The sequence below is a fragment of the Thalassospira sp. MCCC 1A02898 genome, assembly GCF_001618185.1.
GTDB lineage: Bacteria > Pseudomonadota > Alphaproteobacteria > Rhodospirillales > Thalassospiraceae > Thalassospira > Thalassospira tepidiphila.
Genome location: NZ_LPXK01000012.1, coordinates 1 through 24,206, shown reverse-complemented (window position 1 = coordinate 24,206; position 24,206 = coordinate 1). Strand labels below are relative to the sequence as shown.

The window sequence follows — 24,206 nt, the reverse complement described above, 5'->3', positions numbered from 1 at the left end:
AGATTAAGGACGGTGCGCGTCATAAAGTGATGCCGGGCGCGTTGTCCTGACTGCATGGTTCGGGTTCCTGCGGAAATCAGGCCTTGATGCCCTTGCGGATCAGAATGCGTTCCGCACTTTCGTTCCAGACATCCATTTTGACGATCTTGCCGTTTTCAATCACGAAACGGTCGATGTAACGGTTGCCTTCAAACGGGGTGCCGTCCGGCCATTCGCCGTACAGCCAGCCGGTGCTGTAAACAACGGTCTGGCCGTTGGTGTGGGCGACATCAAACTGACCGAACTTCTTTTTCACCCATTTATAGCGCGCGGCATTGAATGCCGTGGTGCCCGACGGGTGGTCGTATTTCTGACCATCGGTGAAGGTGATGACAACATCATCGGACATGAAGGTCGCCGCCAGTTCCGGGTCGGGCTTCATGGATGCATCAAGAAAATCACGCACGGTTTGGGCCTCGGGCGGCAAGGTGTCGAGCACATTTTCCGTGGTTTGGTCGGTCATTTCGAAGGCCTCTGTTTTCGGGAATTGATCTGACATCAGCATAAACGCTGTGCAGAAATTTTGCATGCACTAATTTTATGCAAAAATTGCATGCAATCTGCGTATACATGAGGCAATTCTGTTTTCCGAAGCGGTGGGAAAACGCCTAAGTCCCTGATTTTGAATGATTGTGATTCTTGGCATGTCGCTTGCTGCAATGCGGTGACGATTTGGTGCGCATGCCCAATTTGCGACGCCGGACGACGCAGACACATAATCAGGGAGTCTCACATGCCTATTTCTTCGCCTTTCCGGAAAATAACGCGGCGTGCCGCCCTTCTCGGGGCTGCTGCTGCGCTGATGTTCGCCACCACCTTGCCGGCCCATGATGCCCGTGCAGAAGACACTGTGAAGCTCGGCCTTGTTGCCGCACTCAGCGGTCAGTCGGCCAAATCGGGCGAAGCCATTACGCGCGGCATCACCCTTGCGATTGACAAGATCAATGCCGAGGGCGGTGTTCTTGGCAAGCCGCTTGAACTTGTTTCGCGTGATGATGAAAGCAACCCGGGCAAGGGTCTGGTCGCGGCCCGTGAACTGGCCCAGCGCGAAGGCGTTGCCGCACTTATCGGTGGTCTTGATACGCCGGTATCCTTTGCCATCGTACCCTATGTGAACCAGCAGAAAATCCCGTTCATCGGCCCGTGGGCTGCCGGAACCGGGATCACCAAAAACGGTGCCGAGGAAAACTATGTCTTCCGCGTTTCGGCCGTTGATGAATATGTCGACGAAGCCATCACGGAATATCTTATCGCCAATTACGGTGCGAAGAAGCCGGGTATGATCCTGATCAACAACCCGTGGGGGGAGTCCAACGAGAAGGGCTTGCTCAAGGCGCTTGAAAAGCGTGGCATGGAACATGCCGGGATCGAAAAGTTTGAATCAAACGATGTCGATGTTGTCCCGCAGCTGACCCGTCTTAAGGAAAACGGCGCAGATTCCCTGTTTGTCGTTGCCAACGTTGCCCCGACCGCACAGGTGATCAAGTCGCTTGATCGTATGGGCTGGGATGTTCCGATTTCATCGCATTGGGGGCCGGCCGGTGGCCGCTTCACCGAGCTTGCTGGCAAGTCGGGTGAAAAAGTCCACTTCATCCAGACCTATCTGTTCACCGATCCGGCCAACCCGATGTTTGTCAAACTTCAGGAAAAATTCCCGGAAATTGAAACCCTTGCCGACGTGACCCCGGCAACGGGCATTGCCAACGCATATGACGCGACCCTTCTGATTGCAGCGGCGATTGAAAAAGCCGGTTCGACCGAAGGTCCGGCCATCCGCGAAGCGATGTACGAAATCAGTGGTGTCGAAGGCATGATCAAAACCTATGACACGCCGTTCACCCCGGACGATCAGGATGCGCTTGGTCCGGAAGATTACACCTTCGCGCATTTCGTCGAAGGTCAGATCATTCCGATCAAATAAGCGATCTATCCAACCCGAATGGCGTGTTCCCAATGCGCGCCATTCGGGGATTTATCCATTTTAATGATGCACTTACGTGCACGGCATAAGCAGGCAACGGGCAATGACGTTATTTATCGCAGCTCTGATTACCGGGATCGGTCTGGGCAGTATGTACGGGCTGATCGCGCTTGGTTTCCAGATCACCTATTCGGTGTCCTCCAAGGTCAATTTCGCGCAAGGATCGATGGTGATGCTGGGCGCTGTTCTGGGCTTTGTGTTCTGCGAACGATACGGTTTTCCCGTCATTGTCGGGTATCCGCTGGCCATTTTATGCTGCGGGCTTGCCGGCATTTTGGTTGAATTTTTCCTTGTCCGCCCCTTTGCCATTCGCAATTCCGAGGCCTGGCTGATGGCGACGGTTGCGGGCGGCATTTTGCTTGATAACGCAGTGCTGTTTACCTTTGGTAATGAGCCGCGCACCCTGCCATCCGCTCTGGTTGGCGAAAGCTGGAATGTGTTTGGCACCGGTGTCTATCCGCAACAAATCCTGATCCCGGTTGCCGCCATTGGTGTGGCACTCGCACTTCATGCGCTGTTCCGTCATACCCGTCAGGGGCGTGCGCTTCTGGCGGTGGTGCAGAACCTTCAGGCGGCCAAGCTGATGGGGATCAACACCACCTTGATGGTGACCGGATCCTTTGCCATCTCATCAATGCTGGCCGGCTGTGCCGGACTTTTGATTGCGCCGCTGTTTTCGGTGCATTCCGATATGGGCACGCTTTTCGGGCTTAAGGCCTTTGCGGTTGCCATTCTGGGCGGCATGACATCGGCCTATAGCGTCATGTTGGCAGGCTTTATCTATGGTCTGGTTGAGGCCGGTGTGACCACCTATCTCGGATCTTCCTACACCTTCATCGTCGTCTTCGCGCTTGTGATCGCGGTTCTGACCGTCAAACCAAGCGGCCTGTTTGGCCGTGCTGCGATCAAGAAGGTCTGATGATGAAACGCGATATGAAATTCAAAAATCCGATGCCCAAACTCAATAAACCCGTCGCCCTTGATGGCGTGATCTTGGCGGCCATCATTGCCGGTTTGATCGGTGTGACGATGACGGGCGGTTATACGCAGTTCGTCATCGGCCTTGTCGCCATCACCACGGTTTTGTGTGTGGGGCTGAATGTTTTGTATGGCCTGACCGGGCTGGTATCGCTGGGGCAGGTCGGGTTCTTTGCCATCGGGGCCTATGCCAGTGCGATCCTGACTTTGGCCGGGCTCAATTTCTGGATGGCGCTGATTGCATCGACCGTGATCGCCGGGTTGGCGGGGTGTGTCCTGGCACTTTCGGCTGTGCGCATGGCCGGGCCGTTCCTTGCCATGGTGACGATTGCCTTTGCCTTTATTGTCGAACATGGCGCGATTGAATGGCGGGCACTGACCGGCGGGCAAAACGGGCTGATGGGTTTCCCGATGCCCGACTTGTTTGGCTATATGTTTAGCGAACGCGATCTTGTGATGCTGTGCGTTGTTCTGGCCGGGGTCGCGCTTTTTGCCTTCCGTCGTCTGGCGACAAGTGGCTGGGGCATGGCAATGACCAGCATGCGCGATGCGGAAATTGCCGCAAGTTCGCTTGGCTATAACGCCTTTGCCGTCAAGGCATCCGGCTTTGCCATTGCGGCTGCCATGGCGGGGCTTGCCGGGGCGTTGTTTGCGCCGCTCATGATGTTTATCGCACCGTCAAACTTCCCGCTTAGCCAGTCGATCCTGTACCTGTTTGCTGTCATTCTGGGCGGGGCGGGTACGGTTCTGGGGCCGCTGGTCGGCGCATCGGTTTCGGTGTTGTTGCCCGAACTGCTGGCCGACTTTGCCGAATATCGCCTGCTGATTTTTGGCGGACTTCTGATTGTCGTTCTCCTGATTGCCCCGCGTGGCATCGTTGGCGTGATCGAACGCTTCATTCCGCTGACCAAGCGCGGTGTCACCGCCACCCCGGCGCACGAGATCGAGGCAGGCCTTAAGGATTACGCCAAGTCCGATGGTCTGGTGGTTGAAAACCTGTCCATCGCCTTTGGCGGGGTGAAGGCGGTCAATGCCGTTTCCTTCACCGCCAAGCCGGGCGATGTCACATCCATCATCGGGCCGAACGGGGCGGGTAAAACCACGCTTTTGAACATCATCAGCGGGTTTTACAAACCGACAGAAGGAACTGTGCGCATCGGGGATCAGGATATTGCGGGCAAGCCAACCGATTTCGCAGCGCGTAATGGCATTGCGCGCACCTATCAGGCGACCCGTCTGTTTGAAAACATGTCGGTGATCGACAACGTCATTGCCGGTCTTCCGGTCGGTCGCTTTGGCAAGCCGTTCAGTGCGATTGCATCGGATGCCAACCGCAACCATGCCGCCGGGCTTCTGGCCTTTTGTGGCTATCATGGCGATATCGATGCCCGTGCCGGTGATCTGCCGCATGTGGATCGCAGGCTGGTTGAAATTGCCCGGTCGCTTGCGACCAAACCCGGTGTGTTGTTGCTCGATGAACCGGCTGCGGGCCTGATGCATGCTGACAAGGTGTCACTGGCGAAATTGTTGCGCCAACTGGCCGATGCCGGAATTACCGTGGTGCTGGTCGAACATGACATGGAAATGGTCATGGGCATTTCTGATCAGATTTTGGCGGTTGATGCCGGAACCCCGATCATCTTTGACACTCCGCAGGCCGTGCAAAACGACCCGCAGGTCATCGCGGCCTATCTTGGCGACGGCGAAATGAAGGCCCGCCCACGCCCGATCCCGTTTGAGGCCGGGGACTCTCCGGTGATTGAAACCCTGCGTTTAACTGCTGGCTATGGCGCCGCACCGGTTCTGCATTCCATTGATCTTAAGGTCCGTCAGGGCGAAATGGTTGCACTTCTGGGTGCAAACGGTGCGGGCAAGTCGACCTTCCTGACCGCACTGGCCGGGTTGCTGCGCCCGGTGGATGGCAAGATCGTTCTCAATAACGAATACATCCATGATCTTGCCCCGCATCAGATCGTGGAACAGGGCTTGGTTCTGGTGCCCGAAGGCCGTCAGGTCTTCCCGGAACTGACCGTGCGCGAAAACATCGAACTGGGGGCTTATAAGCAACCCAAACCCGTTAGTTCCGATGAACTTGAAGCCATCCTGAACCGCTTCCCGCGTCTGCGCGATCGCATCAACAGCCCGGCTGGTCTTTTGTCAGGTGGCGAACAGCAAATGATGGCAATTGCCCGTGGTCTGGTCGCCAAGCCAAAGGCGCTGTTGCTTGATGAGCCATCGCTTGGTCTGGCCCCGGCCATGGTCGAGGAACTCTATGCCATTCTGGGCGAATTGCGTGACGAAGGGGTCACCATCCTTCTGGTCGATCAGATGGCGACCATGGCGCTTTCGGTCGCCGATTATGCCTATGTTCTTGAACAGGGGCAGGTGGTTGCCAAAGGCAAGGCATCCGAGCTGAGAGAAGATGAACGCCTGATTGCCGCCTATTTGGGTGGTGCCGAACAGGGCGATAAAGCCCCCAACGATAAAAACCCGGAACTGGAAACACACGAGAATGCTTGATTATCTGGTGAGGAACGCCTGCCTGACTGGTGAGAATACGCTTGTCGATCTTGCCGTGGCGGATGGAAAAATTGTCGAGATCGCCCAATCAATTGCCGGCGATGGACCAAGCTTTGATGCAGCGGGCCAGCTGATCAGTTGCGGCTTTGTTGAAAGCCACATTCACCTTGATAAGGCCTGCATTCTTGACCGGGCCAAAAACGAAACCGGCACGTTAAAGGGCGCGATCAGTGCCGTCGCCAACGCCAAAAGCGGCTTTACCGAGGATGACATTTACGCCCGCGGTGCCCGCGTGATTGAAAAGGCAATTACAGAGGGCACCAATGCGGTCCGCACCCATGTCGAAATTGATCCGGGCATCGGCTTGGCAGGCTTTAACGCCATCAAGCGGCTTAAGGCCGACTATGCCTGGGCAATGGATATCGAGATTTGCGTCTTCCCGCAGGAAGGCCTGTTTAACTATCCCGGGACCGAGGAACTGTTGCGCGCAGCATTGGATAGTGGTGCCGATTTGCTGGGCGGTTGTCCCTATATGGATACCGATCCACATGGCCAGATCCTGCGTCTTTTTGAAATGGCGCGCGACTATGATGTCGATCTGGATTTCCATCTGGATTTCGATCTGGATGCCAGTTGGCGGCACTTGGATGAAGTGGCAAAACAATCCATCGCCTTTGGCTGGCAGGGCCGGGTGATGATCGGGCATGTGACCAAACTGTCGGTCTTGCCCAAACCCGAACTCGACGACACGATTGCCATCATGCGTGATGCCGGGATCGGCCTAACCGTGTTGCCCGCAACCGACCTTTTCCTGACCGGGCGCGATCATGATCATTCCGTACCCTGTGGTGTCGCACCCGCGCACAAGCTTGCTTCCCATGGTGTGTGTTGCACGATTGCGACCAACAATGTGCTGAACCCGTTTACGCCTTATGGCGATTGTTCGCTGTCGCGCATGGCAAATCTGTATGCCAATGTCAGTCAGCTCGCGACCGAGGCCGAACTTGAAAACTGCTTTGCCATGGTGTCCGACGCCCCGGCAAAACTTCTGGGCCGATCCAGCAAGATCGCGGTCGGCGAAGCCGCAAGCTTCATCGTCCTGCCCGCCCAAAGCCGGGCACAAGTGGTTTCCGAAATCAGTCGCCCGATCTGGGGTATGAAGGATGGTCGGGTAACGTTTGAACATCCGGCGGCAAGGCTGTTTCGGCCATAAGTCAGACAAATAAAAAGGGGCAGCGAATGTGCTGCCCCTTTTGTGTGAGGATCAGTTTTCAACCAGTTCGGGTTTGCGCTCAACCCGCGTTTCGGCGCCGGGATCGAGGCAAACCGACATGCCGCCATTGGGCAGATGCGTAAGCGTGCAGGTCCAGTCAAGACGTTCACAAATGCGCCGGACGAGTTGCAGGCCAATGCCTTCGCCCTGTGGCATTGTGCATTGTCCATTGCAGGTCAGGATGGCGTTCTCGACACAGATCTGTGTGCCGGAAAGCGTGATCTTGACCTCGCCCTTTGGGGTGTGCTGGAACGCATTTCGGATCAGGTTGGACACCACAATCATCAATGCCGCGCGCGAGGTCGCGATCTCGGTTTCGCGGCTGTCAGGTTCAAATGTGCAGGTAACGTGTTTGCCCTCCATCAGATAGGAAAGATCACTGATTTCCTGTTCGATGAAGGCGCTGATATTAATCGTTTCGGTTTGACCAAGCGGTGCATTGTCACGGCCCAGCCACAACAGGGTTTCAAGCAATTGCTGCATGTTGCGGTTGGCCCGTTTGATTCGGGCCATAACGCGTGCCTGCGTTGCGTTGAGCGGGCTTTTTTCCAGAAGTTCGACATTGCCCGAAACGATGGTAACAGGTGTGCGCAGCTCGTGGCTGGCCTGACGGAGGAATTCACGTTCGCGGGCAACGAATTTGTCGATCTGATCAACCGATCGATGCAGTTCGTGGGCAACGTCATTAAGCTCTTCAAACCCGAAATCCGGGATCGGTTCGCGCAGGTTGTCTGCCGTCAGATTGTTGGCCCAGTTCTGAAGGTTCTCGGATGGCTTGGTCAGGCGTTTGCCAATCACCCACAGGAACCAGGCAAAGATGCCGACCACCGCCATGGCAAAAGGGATCGACAGCAGGGCCAGCTTGTGCAGGCGCACGAAATAGATGCTGTCTTCATCCCCGGCGTGATAGGTCTGCAGGATCAGGATGTCATCCCCATTGCGCAGCTGATAGGGGAAGACCAGAAAGACCGGGTTTTCGGGGTTTTCTTCGGCGGCGTATTTGTCGGTGTTGATATAGAAAAGCTCGCCAATCTCAAGATCGTCCGGCGTTGCGTGCGCGCGCAATTCTGCCGGCAGCCGATCAAACCCGGTGAAGGTTTCAATATTGAAACCCTTGGGCAAGGGGGCTTCGGGGTTTTCGGCCAGTTCATTGTCATATTGTTCGGCAATGACCTGAAGCTGGAAGGACGCCACCATCCACTTGCCATACAGCATGTAGAAATTGACGACCACCGTATAAAGCACGAGCGTAATCACCAGACCCAGCAGCACGTAATTGCGCACAAAGCGGGAAAAGGATCGGGTCTTGGGTGCGCAACATGTGCTCATAGCGGCTACTCGCGAAGGGCCACGCCCTGGCCCGGAATGGTGTGAATCAGATTTTGCTCAAACGGTTTGTCGATCCGATGACGCAGTTTGTAAAGATGAGTCTTCAGCGCATTGGTATCAGGTGGATCGCCTTGCCAGAGTGCCATCGACAAACGAGAACGGGTTACAACCTGCGGACTGTTTTGCGCGAGAACTTCCAAAATGGTCCAACCCGTTGGCGATACACTGATATTCTGGCCAGCCCGCACCACGGAACGGTTTTCAAAATCAATAAGCAGGTCACCAAGCGAGAAACGCCTGACCTCGCCACTGCGCCGACGCGACAAAACCCGCGTGCGCAAAAGAAGCTCTTCAAGCTCAAACGGTTTGACCAGATAATCATCCGCCCCGGCGTGGAAACCTTCAATCTTGTCATCAAGTGTATCGCGCGCGGTCAGCATAAGAACCGGGGTGTCCACCCCTTCGTCACGCAGCGCCTTGCAGATGCTGATGCCATCACGGAATGGCAACATCAGATCAAGCAGGATGACGTCATACTCGCCGGTCAGCGCCATCTGATAGGCGGTTTCACCATCATAGGCATGGTCGCATTCAACGCCTTCAATCGTCAGATAGTCACTGACGGTAGCGGCGATATCCATGTTGTCCTCAACCAAAAGGACCATGATGTGGGCGGTTGCTTTCATTCACGTCATCTCGTTTTCAAGACATGCAAGCATGCCGCAATTCAGCCGACGGGTCAGCAGGAAACACCCTGCTATCCGGTTTTGCAAATAAGGCCGGTTAGCCTGTCACTTGCTTCAGATCATCTTGGGTATCGATATCAAGTGCGGCATTTGCAAGTGATACGGCCGTCACCTTATCGGTATGTCTGTCGATGATTTTGCGCGCGCCAATCGGCCCGGCAAGGCTTTGCAAATCATCAAAGACAGACTTTGGGAAAATGGCGGGCACGCCCAGCCCATCTTGATGTCGGGTTGCGACAATCTGTTTGCCGTCAAAGGCTGTGATCAATCGGGTGTAATCCTCGCTGGTCAGATTGACCTGATCACACAGGGCAATCAAAACACCATCATACCCGCCGTTGGTCGCGATTTTCGTCATGCCGCACGCAATGGAGCTTCCCATTCCCGTGGCCCAATTGTCATTGGTGATAAGGATCACGCCGTTATCAAGGCGCGGCGCGATTTCATCGCCATAGGCACCAAGAACCACAAAGGTGTCAGATGTTGGCATCCCCGACAGGGCATCAAGGGCATGTTCGATCATGGGTTTGCCATTGATATCGGCAAGCTGCTTACGCCCGCCGAAGCGCGCACTTTCCCCGGCCGCCAGAAGAAGCGTGGCCAGTTTCGGTTTCGGGATGTCTGCGCGTGGTGTCATCATCAAGGTCGCATTATTCGGCGGCTTGCGCCAGGGCCGGGGCCGCTGATTGCTTGAACAGGGCGGCATGAATGCCTGACAACATCGAAAGAGCAATGCTTTCAGGAAGTTGCCCACCGATGTCGAGACCCGCGGGACTTGAAATATCAAATGCCAGATCATTCCGCGAAATGCCAGCTTCGTTCAAAACATCGCGAAACCGATGGCGTGGACCAAGGGCGGACAGATGTTTGATCGGTGCATCACAAAGCACCGCAAGGGCCGCGGCATCGATGCTGACACTATGGGCCATCAGAATAACCGCATCGACTTTGTGATCGGTCACATAGGTCGCCAAATCACCATCAATCTTGCGCAGAATTTTGCCTGCCGCCTGGAAATGTTCAGCCCGCGCATTTGCCGGGCGTGGATCGACCAGCGTTGTTTGCCAGCCCATCTGATGGGCAATGCCAATCACCGGGCGGGCATCAAGGCCACCGCCCACGACAAGAACATGGGGTTCAGGCTGGATCGGTGTCACCAGCCAATTGCCGTCTTCGCGGTTTTCAATATGGGCGGGGCGTTGCCCATAAAGCGCGCCAGCCTCGAAATAGCCTTCGACCGCGTCAATTTTCTGGAAATAGAGGCCGCTTTGACGTTTTTGCAGGGCTTCATACAAATCGCCAAGGCCCAGATCATTCGCGGAGCCAAGTGGCTGGAGCATGATATAGACCGTGCCGCCACATCCCACGCCAAGTTTGAATGACAGATCATCTTCGTCAGTGCCGTCATAGGTCAACATGACAGGCTTGCCGGTCACCATGGCCCGGCGCGCATTGCGGATAATGTCGGCCTCAAGACAGCCGCCACTGAGTAGTCCGAACTGTTGCCCGTGACCGTTGATCAGCATCATGGCACCGGCCTTGCGATAAGCAGATCCCTCGGTGCGATAAACCGTTCCCAGCACCCATTCAGTGCTGTCACGGTTTTCCTGCCAGGTGCCAAGCATTGCAGAAAGTTGATTGGTCATATTCCTCGCCCTTTCAGCAAAAGGGTAACTGCCCGGGAAACCACGGGGTGGGGGATGGGGGAAAAATGATTTCCCGAGCAGTTATCTCTTACACGAAGTCGAAACCGGCCTTGGTCATGGGAAGATCCAGGATCCGCTTGCCGGTTTGCGCAAAGATCGCATTGGCAACGGCCGGCCCGGTCGGGGGCAGACCCGGTTCGCCAACACCGGTCGGTGCACCGTTCGATGGAACGATGGCGACCTCGACTTCGGGCATTTCGGGATTACGAAGCAATTCGTAATCCGGGAAGTTGTACTGATCGACTTCACCGTCGGTCAGGGTGATCTGATTGCGCAAGATCGCTGTCAGGCCGTAGCCTGCGCCGCCTTCCATCTGCGCACGAATGACATCGGGGTTTACAGCCACACCGCATTCAACCGCCATGAACAGCTTGTTGACATGCACGCTGGTGTCATCGACCGAGACGTCCGCGACAACCGCGACGCAGGTATTGAACGAGAAGTGGCAGGCAAAGCCGCGCTTGTCGCCTTCTTTCCATCCGGAAATCTCACGTACGTGCTTGATGGCTTCAATCATGCGGGCCTGGTTGGGCTGCGCTGCGTCCAGCATCGACAGACGTAGTTCGATCGGGTCCTGACCGCTTTCGGCTGCAACCATATCCATCAGGGTTTCCATGGCATAGGCGGTGTGGGTATGTCCCACCGAACGCCACCAAAGAACCGGCACCGGGTTATGGAAATCCGTCAGGCCGATGGCCTGGTTCGGGATGGCATAAAGGCTTTCGGAAACGCCTTCGACAGAGGTCGCATCAACCCCGTCACGGACCATCATTCCTTCAAAGCTTGTGCCTTTCATGATCGACTTGATCGCAAGGCGATGGTCCCATCCGACGATCTTGCCATCCGCATCAAGGCCAATCTTTGCCCGATGTGCCGACATGGCGCGGTAATAGCCGCCCTTCATGTCGTCTTCGCGGCTCCAGACCAGTTTGACCGGGACTTTTTTGCCCGAAACGGCGAAGGCCATGGCGGCCTCGGCATTGTAATCGGCGGTCGGGTTGGCGCGACGGCCAAACGAACCACCGGCATACAGCGTCTTGATTTCGACCTGTTCGGGCTTAAGCACAAGGATCGCCGCAACCGTCGGCCGCGTGATGGTCGGGAACTGACAACCGTCATGGACACGCACACCAAAATCAGTTGGTTCAATCGTGCAGTTCAGCGATTCCATTGACGCATGCGCCAGATACGGGAAGGTGAAGTCAGCCTCGATGGTTTTTGACGCACCTTCGATCAAGGGTGCGACATTCTCGGTCGTAATTTCGTGGCCGATTTCGAATTCCGGCTTTTCATCAAGCAGGGCCTGATGGGCCGCGATCAGGGCATCGGTGCTGCGGGTTTCAGCAACGCTGAAGTCCCATTCAACCGAAAGCGCATCACGCGCCTGGAATGCCGACCAGGTGTTTTTGCCAAAGGCAACCACACCCGCCTTGTTTGGCAGGACCTGTGCGGCGATGAAACCACCGACATCCTTTGCCGCGCTGTCATCGAAGGATACAACAGTGCCACCGAATTTCGGGCTGTGCATGATCGCGGCATAGATCATGCCGGGCAGATTGACATCCATGGCAAAGATCGCGGTTCCGGTGGTCTTGCCGTGATTGTCCTTGCGGTGGAGCTTTTCGTTGCCGATCAGCTTGAACTGATCCGGGGTCTTGATTGTCGGCTTTTCAACGGCTTCAAGGGTTGCTGCAATCGCAACAAATTCGCCAAAGTGCCCGGAATTGCCCCCCGATGAAATGATGCCGTTCTCAACAGAGATGGTCGATGCATCAACACCCCAGCTTTGGGCCGCGGCACGGACAAGCAGATCACGCGCGGCAGCACCAGCTTCGCGGTACTGCATGAATGAATTGGCAATCGAGGTCGAACCACCGGTCCCCTGCGCGCCAAAGAACAGGTTCTTGTAGCGGACATCATCGGCCGGTGCGAAATCGGTTTTGACACTGTCCCAGTTGGCATCGATTTCTTCGGCGACCAGGGTGGTCAGGCCGGTGGTCGTGCCCTGACCCATTTCGAAATGTTTGATGATGACGGTGACAACGCCATCGGCATCAATTTTGACGAACGGGTTCAGATCGGTATTTGCCGCAGCCGAGCTTCCGGCAGCCAGAACACCCTTGGCATTCACACCGACGAAAAGGGCTGTGGCGCCAGCGGCCGATCCCTTAAGGAAGCCGCGACGGGATACACTGATGTTCATGGCTTAGGCCTCCAGCTTTTCAGATGCGAGCTTGATGGCTTCGTTGATGCGGACATAGGTCACACAGCGGCAGGCATTGCCGTACATGTAATCCTTGATTTCCTCATCGGTCGGATTGGGGTTTTCGGTCAGAAGGCCGATGGCCGACATGATCTGACCGGACTGACACCAGCCGCACTGCACGACATCTTTTTCCTGCCATGCGGCCTGAACCGCCTTGGCGACCTTGTCGGTCGCACCTTCGATGGTGGTGATTTCGCTATCGACCGCATCCTCGACAAAGGTCTGGCAGGAACGGGTCGGGTAACCATCCACATGGACAGTGCAGGCACCACAATAGGCAACGCCGCAGCCAAATTTGGTGCCGGTAAGTTCCAGTTCGTCGCGCAGAACCCAAAGCAGCGGGGTGCCCGGTTCGACATCAACGGTACGGGATTCTCCATTGATCTTAAGCTGATATTGCATGACCGCCTCATCTCTCTTTTGGCTTGTTATGCCTGATCATCGCGTGGGGGCAGGTAACCAAGCGGTAAACGCCCGGAATGCACGGTCTGGTAACGATGTGATGGCGATCTCCGGGCCGGTCGGAGGGCAATACCGGCAGTCTGCCAAGGGATTTAAGGACGATGGTGGGGGACGTCGTGGGCGAGAAAGCGATCAAGACAAAAAGCCCGCCAGTGCATGGGACACCGACAGGCTTTTAAAGCTGGTCCGTCAGGTGGGGCGCCTGATGACCGTTATTGAGGGAGGTCGTTATCTCGGCAGGTGGCCGTGTTCGCAGACGAACGCAACGTCATTACGGGCAATGCCGATGTCTTCAAGCACTTCGCGCGGGGCATTGCGAAGCATTTCCGCATCACGGGCAACCTTGTAGGCCAGTGCCCATTTGCGCGGGAAAAGGACGAGCCAGCGCCAGATGGTTACGCCTGATACCGGCGCGACATTGGTGGTGGCGACGAGGGATCCATTTGTAAACTGTGCTGGCATGATGCTGGCTCGCTAGTTTGTTTGCTAATAAGGGGACAAAGTTTCCTTCGGACCCACAAACAATTTACGTCTGGATTATGTGAAACGGCGCGCAAAGTTCGCAAATCCGTGCGAGATTTTCGCAAAGAATCTGTAAAAACGATTTTCTTTCGCGGGCTGCTTCGGTCATGTTTATCCGAAGGATGTTACAGCGTCGTTTGGGATATTGGACCTTGGCGGAACTCGATAAATTTGACTATCGCCTGCTGGAATTGTTGCAGGAAAACAGTCGCTTAACAGGTAATGAGCTGTCCGCGAAAGTTGGTCTTTCATCGGCGGCCTGTTTGCGCCGGGTGCAGCGCCTGCGTGAAACCGGGGTGATTGAGCGCGACGTTGCGATCGTGTCGCCCAAGGTATTTGGCAAGAAGATGATGGTGATCGTGCTTCTGACCATGGAGCGCGACCGCCCGGATCGGTACATGCTGATGCGTGAAGAATTCGGCAGAATGCCTGAGGTTGTACAGTGTCATCATGTGACAGGGGCGCATGATTTTGTGCTGCGTATTCAGGTCAGCGACATGGAAGAATACAGCGCCTTTGTCGACCGTGTTTTTCATGAACCCTATATCAAACGCTATGAAAGTCTGGCGGTTTTGGGGTCGCTGAAATAGCGCAAAAAGGGGCTTTTGGGGTGTTCACTTAAAATGAATAACCAAGCCCATTATTCAATATTGGTGAAAAATCTGACAGCAGATCCAAAGCCCGATATTGGACGTCATTTTAATCCTCATACAATTAAAATGACGTCCAAATCGAAAACCCGGCATGCGCGTTTGGTCATGCCGGAATGGTTTTTTCCGATGCGTCGAACAGATGCACATCGCCGGAAGCGAAATGCAATCCGACCATGTCGCCTTCCTTGGCGTCGGAATGACCGACAATGCGCACGGTGAACAGGCCAACGTCGGGGACATTGACATAGGCGAAGCTGTCGGAGCCGAGATGTTCCATGACATCGATTTGACCGGTCAGGATGGCCTTTGAGGCATCACCGGCATCGCCCGCGTCACAAAGCGCCATATGTTCGGGGCGAATGCCCATCTTGGTGGCGCCATTGGTGTTCCGCGCGATATCGGACGTGTTGCCATTACCAAAGGTAAGCTGCGTGCCCTTGCCCGTGCAGTCGACCACATTCATTTTTGGTGAGCCGATGAACTGGGCGACAAACAGGTTGCCCGGATGGCGATAGAGATCAAGCGGGGTGCCGATCTGTTCGATCTGGCCGGCCTGCAGAACGACGATCTTGTCGGCAAGCGTCATGGCCTCGACCTGATCATGGGTGACATAGACCATGGTGGCCCCGAGTTTCTGATGCAGGCGGGCGATTTCAAGACGCATTTCAACGCGCAAAGCCGCATCAAGGTTTGACAGCGGTTCATCAAACAGAAAGGCGCGCGGTTCGCGGACAATCGCACGACCGATTGCGACGCGTTGACGTTGGCCGCCTGACAGTGCCTTGGGCTTGCGATCCAGATAGTCTTCGAGTTTGAGCGTTGCGGCGGCCTCATCGACCTTTTGGGTGATTTCGGCCTTTGGCATGCCAGCAACGGTCAGGGCAAAGCCCATATTTTCGCGCACGGATTTATGCGGATAGAGGGCATAGGACTGAAACACCATCGAAAGCTCGCGCTCCGCCGGGGGCTTGCCGGTGACGTCATCGCCATCAATCAGGATCTGGCCATCGGATGCTTCGACAAGGCCGGAAATCAGGCGCAGCAACGTCGATTTGCCACAGCCGGACGGGCCGACAAAAATCACCAGTTCACCTTCATCGATCTGAAGATCGATGCCCTTGATGACATCAATGCCGCCAAATGATTTGCGGATGCCTTTAAGTTCGATCTGGCCCATTTTATGTGTTCTCCTGATCTGCGGTAGCCGTTGGTGCGGTCGATGGGGACAGGCGGGACGCGGTTGGCAAGGCTTCGGGACGGGCCGCCCAATAAAGCGACATCGATGCCGTCCACGAAAAATCCGTGCCCCCGCCACCACGGCCGGTCACCGGGCAGAAATATTCACGAAAATCGGATTGGTCGATAAGGGACTGCGTGTCACGCCGGATGCGATCGGCAAGATCGGTTTCGCCATGTTCGATCAATCCGGTGGCGATCATCCAGTTGACCATGGCCCAAACCGGGCCGCGCCAATAACGGATGGAGTCAAACAGTTCATGAGCGGGATCGAAGCTGGGAACCCCGTGTTTGACCTGTGATAGCCAGTGGGTCAGGGTTGCCGCCATGTTGCCCGCGCGCGCCGGTTCGACAGGCCCGGCAAACAGGGCAAGCCAGCTTCCTGATGTCAGGCCGGTGGCGTGTTCATCACGACGCAAATCAAGCGTGACATAGCCGCCAACTGTCTCAGACCAGAGTTGGTCAAACCCGGCATCAAGACGGGCGAGGCGGGCGGTGGCACGGGCGGCGATATCATCCTGCCCCAGAAGCGTTGCCATATTGATCAGATCGCGTTCGGCCCGGCGCAAGATGGCATTCATGCCCGGTTCGGCGACCCAGAACGGACAATCGCGGGCAATGATTTCTGTATCCCAATTGCAATCGCGACCAAACCTGACCAGCGCCATATAGTGATCGTAGTCGTTGTTTTTCGGACGTTCGTCCTGATTGACGATATCGGTGTCGCGGCGGTGATAGGTGCCAACCCCGGTGGTGTCGATGAAGGACAATGGGCGATCCCAGTCGGGCAGATTATCGCGGCCACTTTCCCACGGATGCATGATGGCAACCACGCCACGGCCATCCGGATCACGGGCATCAAGGAACCATTGATGCCAGCGATCAAGTTTGGGCAGAAGTTTTGCCGCGCGATCGCGATGGGCATCAATGTCTTCGGCCAGCAGCCGTTCGATCACGGTTGCCGCCACCGGGGGCTGGGTGATGCCCGATGTTGGCGGGCTTTTGGCAATATCGGTCGTGCCCCACTGTTCCGGTCCGGGGAAGTAGCTTTTTTCCTCTTTCCAGAAAATGATGTGCGGCACCATGCCGTTGTCCCATTGTGCGGAAAGCAGGCTTTCGACTTCCTGCCAGGCGCGATCGGGATCAAACACAGAAAAGCCAAGGGCAACCAGCGCACTATCCCAGTTCCACTGGAACGGATAGAGCTTGGCACTTGGCACGGTATAGCCGCCGCGATCATTGCCCAGCAGGATGTCGGCCGCACGTCTGTTGGTGCCGGTAAGCTGATCGAGTGAAAGGCGCATCTGGCTCATCTGTCTCATCCTTTGACACTCCCGGCGGTGAGACCCTGAACGAGGAAGCGTTCAAACCACAGGAAAATGACCAGGATCGGAACCGTTGCGATCACCGCACCGGCCATCAGATGTTGGCGCGGGACCTCGGATGAATTGAGCGACACCACCCCGCGCGACAGGGTGAAGATGTCGGGATCATCGAGGAACATGAAGGCAAACAGGAATTCGTTCCAGGCGATCATGAAGACATAAAGCGACACCGATGCCAGGGCCGGCAAGGCAAGGGGCAGGGTGATTTTCCAGATGACGCCAAAGCGCGACAAACCATCCATCAGACCGGCTTCTTCCAGTTCGGCGGGAAGGCCGCGGAAGTATCCCTGCAGCATGTAAAGCGCTACCGGGACCGTGGTGGCCGGATAGACGATCAGAAGGCCAACCACCGTATTGCGCAGGCCAAGCTGGCTGAAGACGGCATAAAGCGGGATGACCAGAACGATCATCGGCACGAGATAGATCAGCAGGATGGAGCTTGAAAGCACCGTCTGTCCGGGGAATTTCAAACGTGCCACCGCATAGGCGCCGGGGATCGAAAAGGCCAGCGTGATCAAAACGGTGCAGACCGACACGATGGTCGAAATCAGAAGGAAGCGGCCAAAATTGAACTTGGTGAACAGTTCGACATAGCTGTCAAACAGGCTGGCAGCGCCCTGTGTCAGGTCAATCGACAGATCCAGCGGGTTCAGGAACAGATCCTGCTGGTTCTTCAGGCTGGTCATCACCATCACATAGAAGGGCAGGATGACAATGACGCTAAAGAATACAAAGCCAAAGCCCTTGAGCGTTCGGACAATCACCAGATCAATCGCATAGCGTTTGAGCATGCCCGACTGAATGTCGATCAGGACCGCCCGGTTGGCAAAGGTCACGGCAAGCGCGATCAGCCCGACGCCAAATGCCTGAATAAGCGAACTTTCCGAGAAGGCCAGACTGAACGGTGCGCCAAAGGAGACCAGCATCATCGAGACGATCACGCCAGCAAAGGCGACAAGGTAAAGCCCCGGTGTGCGATCCGCAGGCGCGCGCAGCATGATGATGGCGGCATTGACCGCCCCGCCAAGCGCACCTGCCGATATGATCGGTGTGGCCGGAAGGCCGGTGATCAGGGTCAATGAAATGCCGGTGAGGGCAACCGCAATTGTGCCCCAAAGCAAGCCGGTCAGAAGACCCAGAAGAAGACCCGTACCGATACGCATTACGAATCCTCCCGATGGACGAATTTGAAATAGAACACGGCAAAGACCAGAAGCAGGATGAAGATCGCAACCGCCACCGCCGCCCCGGCCCCAAGATTGGAGAGGGCAAAGCCCTGTTCATAGACATCGACTGTGAGTGTGCGCGTACCTGCCGCCCCGCCGGTCAGCAGGAAGATGTCGTCAAACTTGTTGAACGTCCAAATGAAGCGCAGCAGGAACAGGGTGGACAGGATCCCCAGAAGTTGTGGCAGGGAAATGTGCCAGAACTGTTGCAAGGGCGTGGCGCCATCGACCTCGGCGGCCTCGTACATGTCTGATGAAATCGATTGCATGCGGGCCAGAATGAACAGGAAGGACAGCGGGAAATAGCGCCAGGCTTCAAAGGCAATCACCGTTGCCAAGGCCAGCGGGAAATCGATGGTGAGCCCAAAAACATCAATGGGAATGTCGCGCTGACCAAAGAAGTTTACACCCTCGTCGGCAAGGTTCATCCGTTGCAAGATGGCATTGAAGGTGCCGTTGAAGGGATCAAGCAGGATCACCCAGGTGAAGGCAACGGCAATGACCGGCGCGACATAGGGAAACAGGAAAAGCCCGCGAATGATCGACCGCCCGGCAAAGGGCTTGTTGAGCATTTGTGCGGCAAACAGGCCCAAAACCAATGCGCCCAGCGTGCCAAAGACCGTATAGGTAATCGTCACCCACAGCACCGACCAGAATTCGTGGGAATCAAAAATCCGCGCGAAGTTATCAAGGGTGAATTCACTGTTGGTCAGGATGTTGTCGGACGTGCCGGTAACGGTGGGTTCGCTATCGCGCGGAGAAACCGGGTTGGCGGCAAAGCTTTCATCTGAAACCGCCGTCATTTTAAGCCGGGTGCGTTCGCCAGCCGGAAGGCCATCAAGCGCACAGCGGACCTCGGCCCCCGTGACCGTACAGACATCGCCCAGATCAATGACCGTAATGCCCGCGGGTAATGTATCGGTCAGGACGACGTCGGTAATATCGCCGTCGCGCGATGAATTGCGCAGGCGATACTGGATTTCAAATTCCTGCCCGGCGATGTCAAAATCGCCCCGGACCCGTTCGGACACCACCGGGGTTGGCGGGCGCAGATCCGATAGTGTGACCGGCTTGACCGAAATCCAGAAATTGGCCAGCAACGGAAACAGGACAATGCCAATGACAATCAGAAATGTCGGGGCCAGCATCCAAAGGGCAAGCCGTGCTTCGCGCCGGGCCATCGGGCCCAGTTTGCCTTTGCGCGGCGGCGTGGTGGTTGCCGGGGGTTGAGCGGTTGAGTTGGAAGGGGCCATCGTCTTGAAATCCGTTGTGAAAATCGGAAATCCGGGGCGCGGTGATAATCTGCGCCCCGGATCAAGATCGCTTATTCGATGTTGCTGACTTCTTCGTTGATCAGATCAGCAGTTGCATCGGCATTACGTTCGCCATCGATAAATTCGCGCACACGGCGGTTGATGACCTGACTGTTGATGATGCGCGATGCCTTGGCCAACTGACCTTCGGCAACACCCCAACGGTTTGCGGTCTCAAGACCGGAAACGATATCGGTGATGACGGCCGGGTCATACAGCTCTGACAGCGGCTTTTTGCGATCCACACCGACCGGAAGCGTAGCCCATGCCTTGACAAATTCATCGGGATTTTCGGCGGTGCCATGACGGACCGGGAATTTTCCTTCGGGGGCGATGGAAAGGGTGCTGGTGTAACCTTCACCGAGCGAGAATTTGACAAATTCCTCTGCCGGGTCGGTATCGGCATCGTTGGTGATACCGAAATAACGAATGTCACCCCATGCAGCGCCATTCGGGTTGGACGGGCCCATCAGACGGGTGACAACACCAGTTTTTGAGGCAAGCTCGCCCGAGGTCGGGTCGTTATTGATCGTGGGCGGGGCGCTGTCACGCAGGCCTGCCAGTTCATCAAGGATGAAGGGCGACCAGATGATCATCGCTGCTTTGCCCGCGAAGTAAACCTCGCGCGACTGTTTCCAGTACAGATCACCGGGGGGCGATGCGTCGGCGAGTTTTTTATAAAACTCAAGCGCCTCGACGAGCTTCGCCTTGTCAAAGCCGACCGAGCCATCGGCGGCCACCGGGGTTGCGCCGTTTGCCAGGAAGACATGCTCAAGCACCTGGCTCATGAAGTTTTCATCGATCTTGGTCGCAGCGACAAAGCCGTACATTTCAGGCGGGTTGTGCAGGGCTTCGATGGCCTTGACGATATTGGCGTAGGTGTTGGGGGCCTCAAGACCGGCTTCGTCAAACAGGTCCTTGCGATAAAGCACCATCTGGGTCCAGCCATCAGAGGGCACGGCGGCAACTTCGCCGTCGAAATCAGCCATGCTGAGTGCGGCCGGGGCGAAGGTATCCTTGCCCAGCTGGTTGACGACTTCGTTATTGGCTTCGGTATCAAGGATGCCGGCCTCGGACCAGGGCAGGACATATTGCAGCGTCAGGTAAATGACGTCTGGCAAGTCACCGGCGGCGTAGGCGGCGGTGGCACGCGTGCCAAGTTCGGTTTCCGTGACCGGAATGACTTCCACAGAGGTGCCGGTTTTGGCTTCGAACTCCTTGGCCATTTCTTCTTGTTTGGCCAGGCGTTCGGGTTGTTCTTCGGTGGTCCAGAACCGCAGTTGCGCACTGGCGATGCTGGTGGAAACCAGCAGACCAGCGGCAGCAAGCGTTAAAGCACGCGTAAACCTTGTTTTCATGAGATGCCTCCCTTGGCATTTGCGGCCAGCTTCAATGCTGGCGGGTTGGCTGACCCACGGACGGTCAGCGATGCTTCCCACAGAATTTGGGAAAATTCGGATGCAGGCGAATTTGCCTTGTTTGCCTGCGCAACAACGATCCGGCCGACTTCACGGCCGATCTGATAGCTGGCCTGGCTCATGGTGGTCAGGCCGGGATGGATGGCCTCGCCCATCGGCAGGCCATCAAAACCAATCACGGACATTTCCGATCCGACGTCGATACCGGCATGGGCCAGCGCATGGATGGCGCCGATGGCAACCGCATCGGTGACGCACAAAATGGCGGTCGGATGATCGGGGAGTTTGAGAATTTCCAAAACGGCCTCGCGGGCGGCCAGTTCGTTGGTGATGCCGTCATGCATGTAGCCCGGCGCGATATCGCAGCCATTGGCCTTGGTCGCGGCAAGATATCCCGCACGCCGTTGCCAGGCGTAATTAAGTTCGGGATCGCCACCGAGATAGGCGATTTTGCGATGGCCAAGGCCGACAAGGTAATTCACCGCATCGACAAAGGCCTTTTCATTGTCGATATCAAGCCATGCGTAATCGTCACAGTTTTCGGTGCGGCCTTGGGCCACAAACGGGATATGGGATGTGCGCAGGAAATCGATGCGTGGATCATGGCGTTTGGTGCGGGCGACAACAAAGCCGCCGACCTTGGCTGAGCGGATCAAGCGGTCCATGACTTCGACCTCGTCATGACCATCGGGGACGGCGGAGACCAGCAAGTCCCAGTCAGACAGGGCAAGTTCGGTGGCAAGCCCATCGAGAATTTCGGCCAGAAACGGATCAATCTGATGACCGTCACGCGCAGGCAGGACAAAGCCGATGGTTTCGACCACGCCACGGGCAAGACGCCGTGCGGTGGTTGACGGGCGATAGCCCAGCTCATCGGCGGCCTTGCGGACACGGGCGACGGTCTTTTCGGCGATATCGGGATAATTGTTGAGCGCGCGCGAAACGGTTCCCTCGGACAAACCAAGATGTTTGGCCAGCCGGGCAATCGACATGGTTTCGTTTTGCTTCCGAACGCGCGGCACGGAACCTCCCTGAGTGTCTTCGTTAGAGCCTGTTGCATCAAATTTGCCTCACTTTGCCGAGGACATCCTTCTGTCCGGCAAAGAAAGGTCCGCTGTGCGTAGCGGGGCTACGGTTCAAGGACCTTGACGCTGCGGGGCGGAAGAATGTCCCGGCCCACAGGGTTCGTTTTTGGCGGCGTTTCGCGGCGTTACACCGTTTGACCGATGCGCCGCATCGCTCTGCACGCTGTGCCTTGCCAAACGACACGCCAAAAACAAACAAAGCGAAGCAAATTTAATGCAACAGGCTCTACTGCTTTTCACCGCCTTTTTGACGGTGTTTGGTGCTCCGAAACCGCTTTCGGAACAGGGAAACGCTATCCGAAACCGCTTTCGGTTGTCAAATAGTTGATTTTGAACGGTTTATTTTGCGGCGCGGTAGCAGGTTTGGGCTGTTCGTAAGGGTGGGGAGTTTTCAGAAAAATTTGGCGCTACCAGTCTGTCGTGAGGCGCCTTTATCCAATGGTATTGTTTTTGGGCGCCGGTTGTTTTGTGCGACGCACTATGCGGGGTGGGATGTGCCCAAGGCGTCATTTCCTGACCTTGTGGTCAGGACTCGACAACATTCATGATCAGGTGCCGGAACATTGAAGAAGGGGGGGAGGACTCCTTCGCTGATTATTCACAAACCCCAGAGCCCTCAAGCGTCGTCATTCCGGGCGGAGCGAAGCGCAGACCCGGAATCCACAGCGGTTCGAATGGCGGAGGATTCCCGCCTTCGCGGGAATGACTATCTCCGAAAGGGGATTGTCCCCTTTTTGCTTTTATCATTTGAGGCAAGCCTTGAAGTCAGGGCTGGTTTTTATCTGCTAAGTATCGAATTGCCTTGCCTAAAACAGGGCAAATCATATCACATGGCATGATGACTGACCAAAATGCCGAGATTAATCCGAATGCCATTGCGCAAGTAAAGGTTCTGGCCTTGCTTGGCGCGGTGTTGCTTGTCGGGTCGAATTCGTTTGTTTTAAGCCCGATCCTTTCAGAAGTGGCAAGCGGGCTTTCGACACAAACCTATCATGTGGCTTGGGCGATTTCGGCGTTCGGGGCGGCGACGGCGCTATCGGCGCTGACCCTGGCGGGGATGATTGACCGGATGTCGGTCGGGCGTGTTTTGGGCGGTGCGGCACTTCTTTTGGCGGTGGCGCAGGTTTCAAGCGGGCTCAGTCAGCATTGGATGTGGCTTTGTCTGTCGCAGGCGCTGGCCGGGGTGGCGGTTGGCGTGTTGTTGCCGGGATCCTATGCCACGGTCACCGCGACAGCCCCCAAGGGGCGCGAGGCCGCGCGGCTTGGTGTGGTTCTGACCGGGTGGGCGTTATCGTTGGTGGTGGCAGTCCCCGCCGCAGCGTTCATTACCGAGCAATTTGGCTGGCGGATGGTTTATTTCCTGATGGCCGGGTTGTCGGTGCTGGTGGCCGGTATTCTGGTGATGTTGTTGTCGGATGTGCGCGGCGGGATGAGCACACGGACATCGCCCTTGCGGGCATTTCGGCTGCCAGGTGTGTGGCAGTTGCTGGCGGTGATGCTGGTTTATATGACCGCGTTTTACGGCTGTTTTGCGTTTTTCGGGGTGGGCGTGCGCACGGCCTTTGACCTGTCAGCGCAGGGCAGCGGGATGTTTGTTATGGCCTATGGCGTGGGGTTTGGCGTCATGGGATTTGTTTTGGGGGTGATATCGCCCAAAATTACCCGGGGGTATTTGTGTCTGGTGTTGATCGCGATTGCGACAAGCTATGCCACCTGGGGATTGACCCTGCAAAGTCAGATCAGCGCATTGGCGGGCACTGCCATCTGGGGGATGCTTAATCAGCTTGGTCTGAATGCGATGGTGGTGTCGCTTAACCGTCAGGCGTCTGATGCGCGCGGGGCGGTGATGGGGCTGAATAGTGCGGTGACCTATTCGGCGGTGTTTGCCGGGCCGATGATCATGGGACCGATTTATGCCGGATTTGGCTTTGCCGCCGTGGCCGGGTTTGGAGCCGTTCTGGTGATGTGTGGTGTGATTGTCAGTTGGCGACGCGCCTGAGATCTGGAATCCATAGCTGTTCGAATGACGGTCTGATCAAAAACGCAAAATGGCGGGTCGAGACCCGCC

At 56.3% G+C, this 24,206-nt stretch carries 20 protein-coding genes; 6 read left to right on the top strand and 14 right to left on the bottom strand.

What is annotated here, in order from left to right; all coding sequences use genetic code 11:
* Positions 1-76: 76 nt before the first annotated feature.
* Entirely contained in the window at positions 77-502 is a 426-nt protein-coding gene (locus AUQ41_RS14545; protein ID WP_044827079.1) for a nuclear transport factor 2 family protein, read from the bottom strand.
* Between the two features lie 270 nt (positions 503-772).
* Between AUQ41_RS14545 and AUQ41_RS14540 the strand changes: the two genes are divergently transcribed.
* The 4 genes from AUQ41_RS14540 to AUQ41_RS14525 all read left to right on the top strand — a co-directional run bounded on the left by AUQ41_RS14540 (position 773) and on the right by AUQ41_RS14525 (position 6,731).
* Positions 773-1,960 (top strand): ABC transporter substrate-binding protein, encoded by a 1,188-nt coding sequence (locus AUQ41_RS14540; RefSeq protein WP_063089060.1) that lies wholly within the window; start codon positions 773-775, stop codon positions 1,958-1,960.
* A 103-nt stretch (positions 1,961-2,063) separates the two neighbouring features.
* On the top strand, positions 2,064-2,939 hold the full coding sequence (locus AUQ41_RS14535; protein ID WP_044827078.1) for a branched-chain amino acid ABC transporter permease: 876 nt from the start codon (positions 2,064-2,066) through the stop codon (positions 2,937-2,939).
* Entirely contained in the window at positions 2,939-5,518 is a 2,580-nt protein-coding gene (locus tag AUQ41_RS14530) for a branched-chain amino acid ABC transporter ATP-binding protein/permease (protein ID WP_063089059.1), read from the top strand. The genes AUQ41_RS14535 and AUQ41_RS14530 overlap by 1 nt, the downstream gene beginning before the upstream one ends.
* Positions 5,511-6,731, top strand: a complete 1,221-nt coding sequence (locus tag AUQ41_RS14525) for an amidohydrolase family protein (RefSeq protein ID WP_063089058.1) — start codon at positions 5,511-5,513, stop codon at positions 6,729-6,731. The genes AUQ41_RS14530 and AUQ41_RS14525 overlap by 8 nt, the downstream gene beginning before the upstream one ends.
* 51 nt (positions 6,732-6,782) lie before the next feature.
* Here AUQ41_RS14525 and AUQ41_RS14520 read toward each other — a convergent pair whose 3' ends face one another.
* From AUQ41_RS14520 to AUQ41_RS14490, 7 genes are all read right to left on the bottom strand, one after another.
* Complete coding sequence (locus AUQ41_RS14520; RefSeq protein WP_063089057.1) at positions 6,783-8,120, bottom strand: HAMP domain-containing sensor histidine kinase; 1,338 nt, start codon at positions 8,118-8,120, stop codon at positions 6,783-6,785.
* 5 nt (positions 8,121-8,125) lie between these two features.
* Complete coding sequence (locus tag AUQ41_RS14515) at positions 8,126-8,806, bottom strand: response regulator transcription factor (protein WP_008889999.1); 681 nt, start codon at positions 8,804-8,806, stop codon at positions 8,126-8,128.
* Positions 8,807-8,903: 97 nt separating this feature from the next.
* Entirely contained in the window at positions 8,904-9,506 is a 603-nt protein-coding gene (locus tag AUQ41_RS14510; RefSeq protein WP_063089056.1) for an NTP transferase domain-containing protein, read from the bottom strand.
* Between the two features lie 10 nt (positions 9,507-9,516).
* A complete protein-coding gene (locus AUQ41_RS14505) occupies positions 9,517-10,512 on the bottom strand; it encodes an XdhC family protein (protein ID WP_063089055.1) in 996 nt (331 codons plus the stop codon).
* 88 nt (positions 10,513-10,600) lie between these two features.
* Positions 10,601-12,775 carry a xanthine dehydrogenase family protein molybdopterin-binding subunit gene (locus AUQ41_RS14500; RefSeq protein WP_063089054.1) on the bottom strand — a complete coding sequence of 725 codons (2,175 nt, stop codon included), beginning with the start codon at positions 12,773-12,775 and terminating at the stop codon, positions 10,601-10,603.
* Positions 12,776-12,778: 3 nt separating this feature from the next.
* Positions 12,779-13,240 (bottom strand): (2Fe-2S)-binding protein, encoded by a 462-nt coding sequence (locus tag AUQ41_RS14495; RefSeq protein ID WP_008890003.1) that lies wholly within the window; start codon positions 13,238-13,240, stop codon positions 12,779-12,781.
* A gap of 288 nt (positions 13,241-13,528) precedes the next feature.
* Positions 13,529-13,762: a hypothetical protein gene (locus tag AUQ41_RS14490; protein ID WP_063089053.1), complete on the bottom strand. Its 234-nt coding sequence runs from the start codon at positions 13,760-13,762 to the stop codon at positions 13,529-13,531.
* 212 nt (positions 13,763-13,974) lie between these two features.
* Between AUQ41_RS14490 and AUQ41_RS14485 the strand changes: the two genes are divergently transcribed.
* The gene (locus AUQ41_RS14485) at positions 13,975-14,412 is read left to right on the top strand and encodes an Lrp/AsnC family transcriptional regulator (protein WP_062955801.1); all 438 of its coding nucleotides are present in this window, start codon (positions 13,975-13,977) and stop codon (positions 14,410-14,412) included.
* A gap of 166 nt (positions 14,413-14,578) precedes the next feature.
* On the opposite strand, the gene AUQ41_RS14480 is transcribed toward AUQ41_RS14485, so the two are convergent.
* The 6 genes from AUQ41_RS14480 to AUQ41_RS14455 all read right to left on the bottom strand — a co-directional run bounded on the left by AUQ41_RS14480 (position 14,579) and on the right by AUQ41_RS14455 (position 22,075).
* Entirely contained in the window at positions 14,579-15,652 is a 1,074-nt protein-coding gene (locus AUQ41_RS14480) for an ABC transporter ATP-binding protein (RefSeq protein ID WP_063089052.1), read from the bottom strand.
* Position 15,653: 1 nt separating this feature from the next.
* A complete protein-coding gene (locus tag AUQ41_RS14475; RefSeq protein ID WP_232308404.1) occupies positions 15,654-17,024 on the bottom strand; it encodes a trehalase family glycosidase in 1,371 nt (456 codons plus the stop codon).
* 5 nt (positions 17,025-17,029) lie between these two features.
* Entirely contained in the window at positions 17,030-18,259 is a 1,230-nt protein-coding gene (locus tag AUQ41_RS14470) for a carbohydrate ABC transporter permease (RefSeq protein WP_063089050.1), read from the bottom strand.
* Positions 18,259-19,575, bottom strand: a complete 1,317-nt coding sequence (locus tag AUQ41_RS14465; protein ID WP_063089049.1) for a sugar ABC transporter permease — start codon at positions 19,573-19,575, stop codon at positions 18,259-18,261. Before AUQ41_RS14465 ends, AUQ41_RS14470 begins: the two co-directional genes overlap by 1 nt.
* Positions 19,576-19,646: 71 nt before the next feature.
* The gene (locus tag AUQ41_RS14460; RefSeq protein ID WP_008890010.1) at positions 19,647-20,993 is read right to left on the bottom strand and encodes an ABC transporter substrate-binding protein; all 1,347 of its coding nucleotides are present in this window, start codon (positions 20,991-20,993) and stop codon (positions 19,647-19,649) included.
* Positions 20,990-22,075: a substrate-binding domain-containing protein gene (locus AUQ41_RS14455; RefSeq protein WP_063089048.1), complete on the bottom strand. Its 1,086-nt coding sequence runs from the start codon at positions 22,073-22,075 to the stop codon at positions 20,990-20,992. Before AUQ41_RS14455 ends, AUQ41_RS14460 begins: the two co-directional genes overlap by 4 nt.
* Positions 22,076-22,973: 898 nt before the next feature.
* On the opposite strand from AUQ41_RS14455, the gene AUQ41_RS14445 reads away from it, so the two are divergent.
* The gene (locus tag AUQ41_RS14445; protein ID WP_063089046.1) at positions 22,974-24,137 is read left to right on the top strand and encodes an MFS transporter; all 1,164 of its coding nucleotides are present in this window, start codon (positions 22,974-22,976) and stop codon (positions 24,135-24,137) included.
* The last annotated feature ends 69 nt before the right edge of the window (positions 24,138-24,206 follow it).